13 protein-coding genes are annotated in these 12,903 nt (G+C 68.3%); 9 read left to right on the top strand and 4 right to left on the bottom strand.

All coding sequences use genetic code 11. The annotated features are described in order from the left end of the window. Position 1: 1 nt before the first annotated feature. Together ABD156_RS31040 and ABD156_RS31035 are read right to left on the bottom strand one after the other, a co-directional pair. A complete protein-coding gene (locus ABD156_RS31040) occupies positions 2–955 on the bottom strand; it encodes a Gfo/Idh/MocA family protein (protein ID WP_344281802.1) in 954 nt (317 codons plus the stop codon). Continuing rightward, on the bottom strand, positions 952–2,058 hold the full coding sequence (locus ABD156_RS31035; protein WP_344281799.1) for a DegT/DnrJ/EryC1/StrS family aminotransferase: 1,107 nt from the start codon (positions 2,056–2,058) through the stop codon (positions 952–954). Before ABD156_RS31035 ends, ABD156_RS31040 begins: the two co-directional genes overlap by 4 nt. Positions 2,059–2,248: 190 nt before the next feature. On the opposite strand from ABD156_RS31035, the gene ABD156_RS31030 reads away from it, so the two are divergent. The 8 genes from ABD156_RS31030 (at position 2,249) to ABD156_RS30995 (ending at position 9,652) form a co-directional block, all read left to right on the top strand. Continuing rightward, complete coding sequence (locus ABD156_RS31030) at positions 2,249–3,319, top strand: ATP-grasp domain-containing protein (RefSeq protein WP_344281796.1); 1,071 nt, start codon at positions 2,249–2,251, stop codon at positions 3,317–3,319. Beyond that, the gene (locus ABD156_RS31025) at positions 3,298–3,891 is read left to right on the top strand and encodes an HAD family hydrolase (RefSeq protein WP_344281793.1); all 594 of its coding nucleotides are present in this window, start codon (positions 3,298–3,300) and stop codon (positions 3,889–3,891) included. Before ABD156_RS31030 ends, ABD156_RS31025 begins: the two co-directional genes overlap by 22 nt. 66 nt (positions 3,892–3,957) lie before the next feature. Continuing rightward, positions 3,958–4,197, top strand: coding sequence for an acyl carrier protein (locus ABD156_RS31020; protein WP_344281790.1), 240 nt, complete (start codon positions 3,958–3,960; stop codon positions 4,195–4,197). Then, positions 4,194–4,928 (top strand): SDR family NAD(P)-dependent oxidoreductase, encoded by a 735-nt coding sequence (locus ABD156_RS31015; protein ID WP_344281787.1) that lies wholly within the window; start codon positions 4,194–4,196, stop codon positions 4,926–4,928. Before ABD156_RS31020 ends, ABD156_RS31015 begins: the two co-directional genes overlap by 4 nt. Beyond that, complete coding sequence (locus ABD156_RS31010) at positions 4,925–6,331, top strand: AMP-binding protein (RefSeq protein WP_344281784.1); 1,407 nt, start codon at positions 4,925–4,927, stop codon at positions 6,329–6,331. Before ABD156_RS31015 ends, ABD156_RS31010 begins: the two co-directional genes overlap by 4 nt. Then, positions 6,328–7,380 carry a LuxE/PaaK family acyltransferase gene (locus ABD156_RS31005; protein ID WP_344281781.1) on the top strand — a complete coding sequence of 351 codons (1,053 nt, stop codon included), beginning with the start codon at positions 6,328–6,330 and terminating at the stop codon, positions 7,378–7,380. The genes ABD156_RS31010 and ABD156_RS31005 overlap by 4 nt, the downstream gene beginning before the upstream one ends. Beyond that, the gene (locus ABD156_RS31000) at positions 7,377–8,621 is read left to right on the top strand and encodes an acyl-CoA reductase (protein ID WP_344281778.1); all 1,245 of its coding nucleotides are present in this window, start codon (positions 7,377–7,379) and stop codon (positions 8,619–8,621) included. The genes ABD156_RS31005 and ABD156_RS31000 overlap by 4 nt, the downstream gene beginning before the upstream one ends. Before the next feature lie 14 nt (positions 8,622–8,635). Beyond that, positions 8,636–9,652, top strand: coding sequence for a lysylphosphatidylglycerol synthase transmembrane domain-containing protein (locus tag ABD156_RS30995; protein ID WP_344281775.1), 1,017 nt, complete (start codon positions 8,636–8,638; stop codon positions 9,650–9,652). Positions 9,653–9,755: 103 nt separating this feature from the next. Here the strand turns inward: ABD156_RS30995 and ABD156_RS30990 are convergent, their stop codons facing one another. Beyond that, on the bottom strand, positions 9,756–10,094 hold the full coding sequence (locus ABD156_RS30990) for a tachylectin-related carbohydrate-binding protein (RefSeq protein WP_344281773.1): 339 nt from the start codon (positions 10,092–10,094) through the stop codon (positions 9,756–9,758). 41 nt (positions 10,095–10,135) lie between these two features. On the opposite strand from ABD156_RS30990, the gene ABD156_RS30985 reads away from it, so the two are divergent. Beyond that, positions 10,136–10,285 carry a hypothetical protein gene (locus tag ABD156_RS30985; protein ID WP_344281770.1) on the top strand — a complete coding sequence of 50 codons (150 nt, stop codon included), beginning with the start codon at positions 10,136–10,138 and terminating at the stop codon, positions 10,283–10,285. A gap of 599 nt (positions 10,286–10,884) precedes the next feature. Here the strand turns inward: ABD156_RS30985 and ABD156_RS30980 are convergent. Next, positions 10,885–12,774 carry a DUF6541 family protein gene (locus tag ABD156_RS30980; RefSeq protein WP_344281767.1) on the bottom strand — a complete coding sequence of 630 codons (1,890 nt, stop codon included), beginning with the start codon at positions 12,772–12,774 and terminating at the stop codon, positions 10,885–10,887. Positions 12,775–12,903: the final 129 nt, after the last annotated feature.

The following is a 12,903-nucleotide window of genomic DNA, read 5'->3' as shown; positions in this document are numbered from 1 at the left end:
ATCAGGCGGCCTCAGTCAAAACCTGCGCGACAACCTCGTGCGACGGCAGGATCAGCGCGCGCTCGGCATCAGCGTCGACCTTGCCCTCAAGCAGATCCACGAACCGGTCCAGCTGGGTCGCCAGCGGTTCGCGCGCGGTGACCAGTTCCGGGATCTCGATGACGGTCTGCTGCCGGTAGCCGAGACCGTCGGGAGTGACCGAATCGTGCGAGACGTGCCGGTAGATCGTCACGTCGCGGCGCAGCAGGTCGATCTCCACCATGCGGTCCAGTTCGGACACCATCAGCGACCGGACCTTGCGCTGCGCCAGCCGCGAAGCCGACACCGTGGCCAGCCCGCTCGGGAACGACAGCACCGTCTCGATGGTGTCCTCGGCCCCGGTGACCGACTGCGGGTGGAAGTACCCCGCGCTGGAGGTGACCCGGCCCGGCGTGGCCCCGCCGAAGAACTGGATCGCCAGGTCGACGTCGTGCACCAGCAGGTCCCACGCGACCCCGGTCTTGATCCGCGGCGCGTACGGGCCGTGCCGGCGCGCCATCAGGTGCACCGGCTCGTTCACCAGCGCCCGCGCGGTCATCACGGCCGGGTTGTAGCGCTCCAGGAGCCCGCACATCAGCGGGACGTCCTTTTTCGCCGACAGGGCAACGATTTCCTGCGAGAACTCGAGGCTGTTGCACACCGGCTTCTCGACCAGCATCGGCTTGCCCTGGCCGAGAATCTCCTGTGCCAGTTCGTAATGCACCTCGGTGGCCGAGGCGAGCACCACAGCGTCCACATCGGACAGTGAGCCGATTTCCGGCGTCCACTGGGTTTCGTAGCGGTCGGCGACCGCGCGGCCCGCTTCCTCGCGCGGGTCGATGACGCGGGCCAGGTCCACCCGGTCGTTCTGCGACAGGACGCGCGCGTGCAGCGAGCCCATGTTGCCGGTGCCGACGAGTGCGATGCGGTGCGTCATGCGCCGAGTACCTCGCGAACAGTCTCGATGATCTGGTCAAGCTCGGACTCGGTCAGGTGCGGGTGCACCGGCAGCGAAAGCGCTTGCGCGGCAACGGCGCCCGCCACCGGGAAGTCCTCGACCCGGGCGTCCGGGATCAGCGGGTGCCCGCGGTAGCACTCGTAGTCGAAGACGATCTTCGGGTAGTAGATCCCGTTGCCGATGCCGCGTTCGGTCAGCGCGGAGGCGAACTCCTCGCGCGAGAGCATCGCGTGCGGGCCGACCAGCACGGTGTACTGGTGCCACACGTGTTCGCGGCCGGGCAGCACCTGCGGCACCTCGAGGCCCGGCGTTCCGGCGAGACCCTCGGACAGCCGCTTCGCGTTCGCCTGCCGGGCCGCGGTGAGCTGGTCGAGCTTCTCCAGCTGCGGGATGCCGACGGCGGCGTGCAGGTCGGTCATCCGGTAGTTGTGGCCGGCCATCTCGTACTGGTAGCGGGCCTTCATGCCCTGGTTGCGCATCACGCGCAGCTTGTCGGCGAGCGCGTCGTCGTCCGTGGTGATCACGCCGCCCTCGGCGGTGGTCACGTTCTTCGTCGCGTACAGCGAGAAGCAGCCGATGCCGTACGAGCCGGCCTTGCGGCCCTCGAACGAAGCGCCGACGGCCTGCGCGGAATCCTCGACCACGTGCAGCCCGTGCTCCGCGGCCAGCGGCGCGAGCTTGCCCATGTCGGCGGTCTGCCCGTAGAGGTGCACCGGCATGAGCACCTTGGTGCGCGGGCCGACGGCGGCCGCGACGGCGTCCGGGTCGATCGCGAAATCGTCGCGGCGGATGTCGGCGAACCGCACGGTCGCGCCGGCTTCCAGGATCGCGTTCAGCGTCGCGACGAAGGTGAACGGCGAGGTCACGACCTCGTCTCCGGGCTGCAGGTCGAGTGCCTGCAGGGACGCGACCAGCGCGGTCGTCCCGTTGTTCACGGCGATGGCGTGTTTCGTTCCGGAGACGTGTGCGAACGCGTCCTCGAAACGCTTTACCATCGGGCCCTGGGCGATAGCGCCGGATCGCAGCACTTCGACGACCAGGTCCTCCGCAGCACGGACGTCGACCACGGTAATGGGGATCATCTGCAGTCTCTCGCTCTCGGCGGGCACTTTCGGCGCGTCCGGTACAGTCTTGCCTCGGCATGGCACGAGCCCCGAGTTCGGTGCAGTCAGCACAGACGCGGGCGTCACGATACTCGCCGACCACAAGTGGGCTTCCGGCTACCGTCCCGGCTCCGGCGGGAACTGAACAGGTAAGGCTGAGAACACGCGAATGAGCAGCGCACGCATCCTCATCACCGGCGCCGGCGGATCCGCCGCCTACAACTTCCGGGACGCGCTCGCGGTCGCCGGAAACGACTACGAGGTCGTCGGCACTGACGTGAAGCCCTTCCACCTCGAACTCCTCGACGTCGAGGCCAAATACCTGGTCCCGCCGGTCAGCGACCCCGGGTACGCCGACGCGATCAACCGCGTCATCGAAGCCGAGCGCATCGATTTCGTGCACCCGCAGCCGGACGTCGAGGTCGGCTACCTCGCGGAGAACCGCGACAAGCTGAACGCGCCGACGTTCCTGCCGGACGCGCGCGCGATCGCGTTGTGCCACGACAAGATGGCGTTCAACGCGCACATGAAGGCGAACGGCGTCTCGGTGCCCGAAGCCATCAAGATCGACTCGCCGGACGACCTCAAGGGCGGGCTCGAGGAGCTGCTGAAGATCAACCCGCGGGTCTGGCTGCGCGCCATCCGCGGCGCCGGCTCCCGGGGCAGCCTCCCGATCAACTCCTTCTACCAGGGCGACGCCTGGATCGACTACTGGCGCGGCTTCCGCGGCCTCGACTACGGCGACTTCATGGCCAGCGAATACCTGCCGGGCGAGGAGTTCGCGTGGCAGAGCCTGTGGCACGAGGGCGAGCTGATCACCTCGCAGGCGCGCTCCCGCATCGAATACATCTTCGGCAACCTGACCCCGAGCGGGCAGAGCTCGTCGCCGTCGGTGGCCAAGACGGTCAACCGCGACGACGTGAACAAGATCGGCGAGTCCGCGGTGCGCGCGGTGTCCGACAAGCCGCACGGCGTGTTCTGCGTGGACATGAAGGAGAACGCCGCCGGGGTGCCGATGGTCACCGAGATCAACGTCGGCCGCTTCTTCACCACCAGCAACTTCTTCGCGCACGCCGGGCTGAACATGCCTGACATGTACATCCAGCTCGGCCTCGGCAACGAGCTGCCCGAGCGGCCCGAGGTCTACAACCCGCTGCCCGACGACCTGTACTGGGTCCGCATGATCGACATGGGCTATCGCTTGGTCAAGGAAGGCGAATGGGCGTCGAAGCGGATCTGACCGGGCGGAAGGTGCTGGCCTTCGACTTCGACGGCACGTTGTTCCGGCTGCCGGTCGACTTCGGGGGCCTGCGCGCCGAGCTGGGACTGTCCGCTGAGGACAAGCTCGGCGAGCTGTTCCAGCGCTGGCTCGACGAAGGCGACACCGCCCGGCTCGACGTCGTGACACGGTTCGAACGCGCCTCCGTGGCGCAGGGCGCATTCACCGACGGCGCGCGCGAACTGCTGGCGGAGCTGCCTTCCAGCTACCAGCTCGCGGTGGTGACGAGGAACTCACGGCTGTGCGTCGAGGACGCGCTGGGCAACCTCGCCCGGGGCCTGCACGTCATAGGGCGGGAGGACGTCCGCCGGCTCAAGCCGGATCCCGAGGGCGTGACCGCGGTGCTCCGGCACTTCGGCGCGGCTCCGGAGGAGGCGGTGCTCGTCGGCGACACCTTCCACGACGTGGAAGCCGCGCACGGCGCGGGCGTGCTCAGCGTGGTCGTGCGCAACGACTCGCTGAAGTTCCGTCCCGAGGGCGCGGACCATTACGTCGAGACGCTGCGTGAACTGCTGCCCGCACGCGCGGGCTGAAATCCCACGGTTGGTACCGTCGATAGTGGTCACCAGCCCCATTCGAGAAGGAAGTGCCGGGTAGACATGGCTGTGCAGGACAAGCTGAAGGAAGTCTTCATCGACGCTCTCCAGCTCGACGACGGGGTCGACGTCGAGAACCTGAAGTACCGCGACATCGAGGCGTGGGACTCGGTCGGGCACATGGCGCTGATCGCGGCCATCGAGGACGAGTTCGAGATCGAGTTCGACACCGACCAGGTCATCGACATGAGCAGCTTCAAGGTGGCCGTGGACATGGTCAAGGAGCTGCAGGAGAAGGCGTGAGCACGTTCGAGGGCAAGGTCGCCCTGGTCACCGGTGGTACCAGGGGCATCGGCCTGGCCACCGTCCGCGCGCTCGCCGAGGCCGGGGCCACCGTGGTGCTCACCGGCCGCGACGAGACCGCCGCCAAGGAGGCCGCCGCTTCGGTGGGGCCGCAGGTCAGCGGACGCGCGCTCGACATCACGGACGCGAAAGCCGTCGCCGCGCTGGTCAAGGAAGTGACCAAGGAGCACGGCAAGCTGGACGTCGCGGTCGCGAATGCCGGGATCATGGAGGGCGGCCTGCTCGGCATGATCCGCCCGGACGACGTCGACCGGACGCTGTCCACGAACGTCGCCGGCACGCTGCACACCGTGCAGGCGGCCGCGCGAGCCATGATGCGCAAGAAGACCGGCGCGATCGTGGTGCTGGCCTCGGTGGTCGGCGAATACGGCAGCGCGGGCCAGACGGTCTACGCGGCCTCGAAGGCGGCGGTGGCGAACATCGCGCGCTCGGCGGCGAAGGAACTCGGCCGCTCCGGCATCCGGGTCAACGCGGTCGCCCCCGGCGTGATCGAAACCGCGCTGACCGAAAGCCTGAGCGAGGACGCCCGCGCCTCGAACGTCGCCAAGACCCCGCTCGGCCGTCTCGGCCAGGCCGCGGAGGTCGCGGCGGTGATCCGGTTCCTGGCGAGCGACGAGGCGTCGTTCGTGACCGGGCAGGTATTGGGGATCGACGGAGGCTTGGTGCTGTGACTCTGGTGGGTGCGGGTTCCCGGCTGATCGACGTGGCCGGGGGCCGCACGCTGGACGACGCGGAACTGTCCGCGGAGATCGGCCGGAAGACGGACGCGCTGGCCTCGCTGCCGGTGGGCGTCGTTTTCGCGCGGATGTCGGTCGACCTCGACAGCGTGCTGACCTACCTCGGCGCGTTCGAGGGCCGCCGCGCGATCGCGCTGATCGACCCGGCGTTGGACGCCGACGTGCTGACCGGGCTGGTCGAGCGGTTCCGTCCGGCCGCCGTGCTCGCCGCGTCCGGCGACGCTCCGTCCGGGTACACCACCCGCGGTACCGACTGGGTGCGCGACTCCGCCGACGGCGTCGAGCCGCATCCTGACCTGGCGGTATTGCTGCCGACCAGCGGATCCACCGGGAATCCGAAGCTCGTCCGGCTGTCTCGCGAAGGGCTGCTGGCCAACGCCGAAGCCATCGCGCAGGTGCTGGAGATCGACGCGGACGAGGTCGCGCCGACCTGTCTGCCGCTGCATTACAGCTACGGCCTTTCGGTGCTGAATTCGCACCTTTTGCGCGGCGCGACTGTGGTTATCGAGCCTTCTGGCGTTTTGGGTCGCGGATTCTGGGACGCGGTGAAGGAACACGGCGTGACGTCGCTGTCCGGCGTGCCCTATCACTACGAAATGCTGCGCCGGCTCAAGTTCGATCCGGCGAAGTATCCGACCCTGCGCACTCTCACCCAGGCGGGCGGGAAACTGCGGGACGAACTGGTCGCGGAATTCAACGACAAGATGCTCGCGGTCGGCGGCCGGATGTACGTCATGTACGGCCAGACCGAGGCGTCCCCGCGGATGGCCACGGTGCCCGCCGAACGGCTCGCGGACAAGATCGGCTCGGCCGGTCCGGCGCTGCCCGGCGGCGCGTTCGCCATCCGCCGCGACGACGGCGAGGAAACCACGCATCCCAAAATTGTCGGTGAGGTCCTTTACCGTGGACCCAACGTGATGATGGGTTATGCCGAGGACGAAGCCGGGCTGAGCGCGGGCGACGAATACGGCGGAACGCTGGCCACCGGGGATCTCGGGTATCTCGACGACGAGGGGTACCTGTACATCACCGGCAGGCTCAAGCGGATCGGCAAGGTGTTCGGCAACCGGGTCAGCCTGGACGACCTGGAGCAGGCCGTGCGCACGGCCGCGGTGGGCATCGACGTGGTGGCCGCGGTGGCGGCGGGCGACAAGGTCGTGCTGTTCGCCGAACTGCCCGAGGGCGACGGCGCGAAGGCGATCTGCAAGGACGCGTCCCGGGCGCTGGCGGAGCGGCTGCACCTGCACGCCAGCGGATTCGACGTGCGTCCGATCGACACCGTGCCGCTGCTGGCCAGCGGCAAGATCGACTACCGGTCGCTGGAAGGACGGGTATGAGTGTGTTCACGCGCTCGCAGGCGGAGCGAGAGGCGGCGCTGCTTCCCGAGCTCGCGGAGCTGACCGCGCACCACCGGGCGAACTCCGCCGGGTACGAGCGCATCCTGTCCTCGCTCGGTTTCGCGCCGGACGCGTCGTTCGCGACGATCGCCGACCTGCCGTGGCTGCCGGTGCGGATGTTCAAAACGCACGACCTGAAGTCCATTCCGGACGACGAGGTCTTCAAAACCCTCACGTCCTCGGGAACGACCGGGGCCGGCGCGTCGCGGATCTACCTGGACAAGGAAGCGGCGGCCGCGCAGACGAAGCAGCTCGGCGCCACCCTGCAGGAGGTGCTGGGCGGCGAGCGGCTGCCGATGCTGATGGTCGACACCATCGGCATCATCAAGAACCGCCGGTCGTTCTCCGCGCGCGGCGCGGGCGTGCTCGGCATGGCGAATTTCGGCCGCAAGCACACCTACGTGCTGGACGAGAACGACAAGCCGGACGTCGAGGCCGTGCGGAAGTTCCTCGCCGAGTACGGGGACCGGCCGTTCCTGATCTTCGGCTTCACCTTCATGGTGTGGCAGTACCTGTACGAGGTCGCCCGCGAGCACAAGCTCGACCTGTCGAACGGCATCCTCATCCACTCCGGCGGCTGGAAGAAGCTGATCGACCGCGCGGTCGACAACAGCGAGTTCCGCCGCCGGTTCGCCGAGGACACCGGGCTCACCCGGATCCACAACTACTACGGGATGATCGAGCAGATCGGCACCGTGTTCCTCGAAGGCCCGTCCGGGAACTCGTTGTACTGCCCCGATTTCGCCGACGTCGTGATCCGCGACCCGGAGACCTGGGAAGAGCAGCCGGTCGGCAAGCCGGGCGTCATCGAGGTGGTGAGCACGCTGCCGCGGTCGTACCCGGGACACGTGCTGCTCACCGAGGATCTGGGTGTCTACAACGGAATCGACGACGGCGACTGGCCGGGCAAGCACTTCTCCGTGCTGGGCAGGCTGCCGAAGGCCGAGGCCCGCGGGTGCTCGGACACGTTCACCGGAGCGGCCGCGTGAGTGCGTTGGAACAGCGTTTTCCGCTGGGCGACTCGGTTTCGGCCGACGCGCTGCTGGACGAACTGCGCGAGGAACCGGCAGGCGGCAGGCTGACCGTCGGCGATCCGCGGGTGATCGAGTTCGTCACCAAGTTCGCGCGCAAGCTGCTCGCGCCCGCGCTGGCGCGTCGTTTCCCGGAGCTGGCCTCGCTGGGTTTCTTCCTGCGCAAGGGAGAACTCGCGAAGTCACTGTCCGCTTTGGAAACGAACGGTGATTCGCTGCGGTTCCCGCGCGGGCTCGTTTTCCACGTGCCGCCGGCCAATGTGGACACCATTTTCGTGTACTCATGGGCGCTGTCGGCGTTGGCGGGCAACAGCAACGTCGTGCGCGTGTCCTCGCGCTCGGCCGGTGCCGCCGAGGCCGTGCTGGAAGCGCTGAACGCGGCGCTCGAAGACGTGTCGCCGGAAACCGCGGCCGCCATCCGGGCCACCCAGCGCATGGTCACCTACGACCGCAGCGACGAGGTCAGCGGCGCGTTGTCGCTGGCCGCGGACCTGCGAGTGATCTGGGGCGGCGACGCTTCCGTGGCCGCGCTGCGGAAGTACCCGCTGGCCCCGCACGCGCGCGACCTCACGTTCCCGGACCGCTCGTCGTTCGCGATCGCGTCGGTGCGCGGCTGGCAGGAGGCCGCGCCGGAGCAGCGCCGGGCCGCCGCCGAGGGTTTCTACAACGACTCGTACTGGTTCGACCAGGCCGCCTGCTCATCGCCGCGCGCGATGTTCTGGGTCGGCGACGCGTCGGGCGCGCAGGCCGCCGGGAGTGAGTTCCGCGAGCTGCTCGCCCAGGTGCTGATGGCGAAACAGCACGTCACCGAGCCGGCGATGGCCGTGCAGAAGCGAGTGTCGGCGTACGGCGCGGCGGTCGACGGGCTGGTGTCGTCGATCCGCTTCGACGGCAACGCGCTGGCGACGCTCGAGCTGGCCGACGCCAAGGTGATGCCGCGCGAATGGCTGGGCGCGGGTACGTTCGCGAACGCCTCGGTGGCGTCGCTGGACGAATTGGTGCCGATCGTGGCGCGCAAAGACCAGACGGTGAGCCAGTTCGGGTTCACCCGCGAGGAACTGACCGGATTCGTGACGGCGCTCGCCGGACGCGGGGTGGACCGGGTCGTGCCCTTCGGGTCGGCCCTCACCTTCGCCGGGGTCTGGGACGGCTACGATCTGCTGTCCGAGTTCAGCCGGCTGGTCACGGTGCAGGCCTGAGGAGCTGAGAGGCAGTGACGACCGTTCGTACGCAGAGCCCGGGGGACGACGCCCCGTCCACTGAGGACGCCCCGACCACCGGAAAAGCCCGCAAGTCCACCAAGGCGCGGGTGCTCGACGTCGTGCGCTGGGTCGCCATCCTGTTGGTGATCGGCTTCGCGGCGAAGAGCCTGGCGTCCAACTGGGACGAGTTCTGGCGCACGCTGGACGACGTCGCCTGGCAGTCGTCGGTGCTCAGCCTCGTGGCGCTGATGGTGTCGATCCTCGTGTCCGTGTGGGGCTGGCAGATCCTGGTCGACCACCTCGGCGACAAACCGGTCGGCTACGCCCGCGGCGCGCAGATCTGCCTGGTCGGCTCGCTCGGGAAGTACGTCCCCGGTTCGGTGTGGGCGTACCTGCTGCAGATGGAGCTGGGCCGCAAGGCGGGCCTGGCCCGAGCCCGGATCTTCACCGGCTCGCTGATCCAGCTCGGCCTGGGCGTGGTGTCCGCGCTGGTCGTGTCGCTGCTGGCGGCCCCGGCGCTGTTCAGCAACAGCCCGCGCGCGATGTGGCTGTTCGTGCTGATCCCGGTCGGCCTCGCGCTGCTGCACCCGCGCATCCTGACCTGGGGCACGTCGCTGGTCCTGAAGATCCTCCGCCGCCCGCCACTGGCCGAACCGCTCGGCTGGGGAGTGGTGCTGAAGGCATTCGGCGCGTCCATGGGCGCCTGGGTGTTCCAGGGCGTGCACCTGTGGCTGCTGGCGAACTCGGTCGGCGCCCCCGGCTTCAACGGCCTGATCCTGTGCATCGGCGCGATGGCCGTCGCGATGACGGTCGGCACTTTCGCGTTCATCCTGCCCAGCGGCGTCGGTGTACGCGAGGTAGCCCAGGTCGCGGTGTTGACGGCGAGCGGCTTGACCGTCGGCCAGGCGACAGCGTTCGCGGTGGCTTCGCGGGTGATGTTCACGGTGGCCGACCTGCTGACAGCCGGATTCGCGGCGCTGGCGGCTAAGGTGGCGGCTCGGCGTACGGAAGCTGTTGACGCGGCCTGACTTCGGCTTGGCCTGACGAGGCCGCCCGGCTCAAGAGCCGGGCGGCCTTTGTCTATCGCATGGCCGCGTGCGGAGACAGCTGGGCAGCTCCGCACGCGACTCGTCAGGGAGCCAGTTGGCAGGAGTCCGGCGCTGCGGCGACGTGGATCTCGGTGTTCCAGCCGCTGCCTACGGGAACTCCGCCGCCGTCAGCGGCGGACGGCGCCCATGAGTCAGTGTTGGCCGAGTAGCGATACCAACGCAGGACCGGGCCGACCTGGCCGTCGAACGGGCTGTGCCCATAGGAACCGCGGCCGTAGAGAATGTCGGCGCCGGGCGAGAAGATTTCGCTGAACAGTTGCCAGCCGGTGCCGACGAGCTTGTCACGCTGAACCCACCGTGCCGACGCGAAGTCGTACTGGAAGCGATACAGGTTCCCGTCGGGCGTGCGAGCGTAGAGCACTCCATCGAGGCAAGCTCATTGATCATGAGACGGGATTTGCGGTGACCGATCCTTTTCGCTTTTACCGAGAGCAGCATCTGCACGACGGCCCGGTCTACCACGCGCCGAAAGACGCTGTGGCGAGTTGGCTGGAGCTCGCCGAGCAGGTGCGGGAAGAGCTCACCAGGATGGGATTCACCGCGCGTCCGTAGTTGCGGATGGCGATCCGCATGGGCTGCCGTTCGGGGCGCGGATCTGGGTGAATGCGATCGAGCCGTTCGGGGTCACTCTCGACTGGTCGCCTCCGGTGACGAAAATCCCCGAATACCGGGAAAAGGTGCTGAATCAGTCCTCCGGGTATTGAGCAGCGTGCTTCAGGAGGCGGGCTTCCGCGTTCTGGCCGACCACGTCGGTGGTGACGCCTACAATTACCGCGTCCTCGAGGCATCGCGGGTGGTCGGGGGTTGACGTACGTCAATGGCTTCAGAGTTTTTTGAGGCTAGGTGGTAAGAAAGATTGACGGCCGCCGCTCTGTCCGGCCTTCAGTTCACGGAACAGCCGGCACGAGTCCGGTGCCGCGGCGGGTACGTTGTCCATAGACTGAATGGCGCAATTTCGGCGACTGTGTCGATGCTGGCTTCCCCCTCGAAGTCGTCCGCGCGGGCCAATCCTTTTCGATTGACCGGACTGACTATCGATGGCTATGCGCAGGCATTACCCGGAAGAACCGTGACGCGGAACACTGTGCCGGTCAGCGGGAAATAAACAGCGGCAGGATTCCGAAAAACCCTGCCGCTGGAATCAAATAGCCTCAGCGATTCACCTGATAAATAACCGCATCCTCATTACGATAGACCTCTTTCAGGAACGGCAGCCCATCCAGCCCAATCAGCCCTTCATTCGCATACGCGGGCTTCGGCGGCGCCGCTGGGCGGCCCAGGATCACCCAGTGGACGTTGAGCCGCTCCACCGTGGCGCGGACTGCCGGGTTCGTTTCGTAGTCGCGGAAGTGCGCGGCGAGCAGCACCGCGTCCGATGGCGGGTTGGAGCCGTCGTCGTGGGCGGCGACGGTGCGGACACCGCTGAGCGCGTAGGTCCACGGCGTGCCGTCGTAGCGGTCGTTCATCGCCCATTGGCCGGGCTTCGCCAGCTTGCCCAGCTCGACCATCGCGCGTTCCTCGCCGGGCGTGATGTTCTGGTCGCGCGGGTCGGGGCTGTGGTAACCGCCCGCCACTATTTCGCTGTTGGTCCGGGTGTACAGGCCCTTCGTGACCCCTACGAACGCGAGCAGCACCACCGCGGCGAGCGCGGCTGGCGGCACGCGCGAGGGCAGCCGTTCCTTCAGCCATTCGTGCAGCGCCGCGACGCCGTGGCCCGCGATGAACGACAGCGGCACGATCGCCATCGTGATGAACCGGTACGGGTCGTCCCACCACGGCCGCGACAGGGCCATGACCAGTGGCGAGTCCGAGGACGCTACCGCCATGTAGAACAGGCCGGTGATCAGCGCGGTCAGCCCGATCCAGCGCAGGCCGCCGAGCCTGCGGAAGAAGATGAAGCCAACGAACAGCGCCGCCGACAGCCAGATCTGCGGATGCGGTTCGAAGTGCTGGAACCCGAGCAGCGCTCCGAGCGCCGTCGTCGCTCGCCATTCGCTCGGCCAGCCGAGGTAGCCCCAGCTGCTTGCCTGCCCCAGCGCGCCGAAGAGCTGCATCGACGCCACGAGCACCGACACCGCCGCGATCGGCAGCAGCGCCAGCAGGTCCTTGCCGATCGAACGCCACCGCTCGATCCAGCGCTGCACCAGCAGCGGCCCGGCGAACAGGATCGCGCCGAACAACGCGGACGAGTGGACGCACAGCAGGCCGATCGCCCCGAGCATCAGCACGAAACCGGTGTCCAGCGCGACCCGGTCGAGGTAGCGGCGCAGCACCACGGCGGCCAGCGGGGTGAGCGCGATGCCCACCAGGAACGGGAACAGCGGCCCGCGGTTCATCGACTCGTACAGGCCCATCACCGGCGCGGCCGACGCGAGCGCGACAGCGCCGGCCAGCACGGCGCGGCCGCGGAACGCCCGCACCATCACCGCGAGCGAAAGCGCCAGCAGACCCGGCAGCAGCGCGGTGTTCACGTCGAGGGTCAGCGGGATCGAACCGCCGCTGAGCGTGTACTGCACGGAGGCGAGCAGGTGGTAGGCGTTGGGGTAGAAGGGCGGTGAACCGTCGCCGTACCAGTTCAGCTTGCTCATGCCGAAGAGGCTGCCGTCGCCGCTTTCGGCGATGTAGCGGATGCCGTTGGCCGCGTACGGCGCGTCGCCGCCCTGGGCGATCGCGCCGAGGTGGCCCATGCCGTGAACCGCGGTGTAGAACCCGATCGCGGTCGCGAGGACGACACACGCGCCGACCGCCCAGTTCGCCCGCGGCTCCCAGGCCCGCGGTTCCGGCTCGTGCGGCCACCGGCGCACGGTCAGCCGCCGGAGTCCGAACGCGACAGCCGCGAAGATCACCGTGGTCAGTGCCAAGGTCCAAGCGTTGAACGGCAGCCCGATCGCCGCCGTCCACGGACCCGCGAGGCCGGCGATGGCGTAGCTCAGCAGCGGCGTCAGACCGGCCAGCAGCCAGCCGCGCAGACCGGCGGCGACACCGGTGATGAGCCCGGGAATTCCGAGCACGAGCAGACAGCAGGCAATGCTGACTGCCACGGACAGCAGGGTGGGTTCGCTCGGCACAGTCTTCCTCAGGTCACGGGACATCCGCCGGCCCCCGCCGTGGCGGATTGGAATCAAGCCCCAGACTAGCGGTCACCCATATACACCCGAACGGCTGATGTC

This window comes from Amycolatopsis albidoflavus (assembly GCF_039525725.1).
GTDB lineage: Bacteria > Actinomycetota > Actinomycetes > Mycobacteriales > Pseudonocardiaceae > Amycolatopsis > Amycolatopsis albidoflava.
Note: the sequence above shows the minus strand (reverse complement) of the source record. Positions and strands in the feature narration are given on the sequence as shown.

What these genes read in the sequence shown, in the direction of transcription:
- ABD156_RS31040 (WP_344281802.1), bottom strand. Translation starts at nt 955, where the DNA reads ATGACGCACCGCATCGCACTCGTCGGCACCGGCAACATGGGCTCGCTG.
- ABD156_RS31035 (WP_344281799.1), bottom strand. Translation starts at nt 2,058, where the DNA reads ATGATCCCCATTACCGTGGTCGACGTCCGTGCTGCGGAGGACCTGGTC.
- ABD156_RS31030 (WP_344281796.1), top strand. Translation starts at nt 2,249, where the DNA reads ATGAGCAGCGCACGCATCCTCATCACCGGCGCCGGCGGATCCGCCGCC.
- ABD156_RS31025 (WP_344281793.1), top strand. Translation starts at nt 3,298, where the DNA reads ATGGGCGTCGAAGCGGATCTGACCGGGCGGAAGGTGCTGGCCTTCGAC.
- ABD156_RS31020 (WP_344281790.1), top strand. Translation starts at nt 3,958, where the DNA reads ATGGCTGTGCAGGACAAGCTGAAGGAAGTCTTCATCGACGCTCTCCAG.
- ABD156_RS31005 (WP_344281781.1), top strand. Translation starts at nt 6,328, where the DNA reads ATGAGTGTGTTCACGCGCTCGCAGGCGGAGCGAGAGGCGGCGCTGCTT.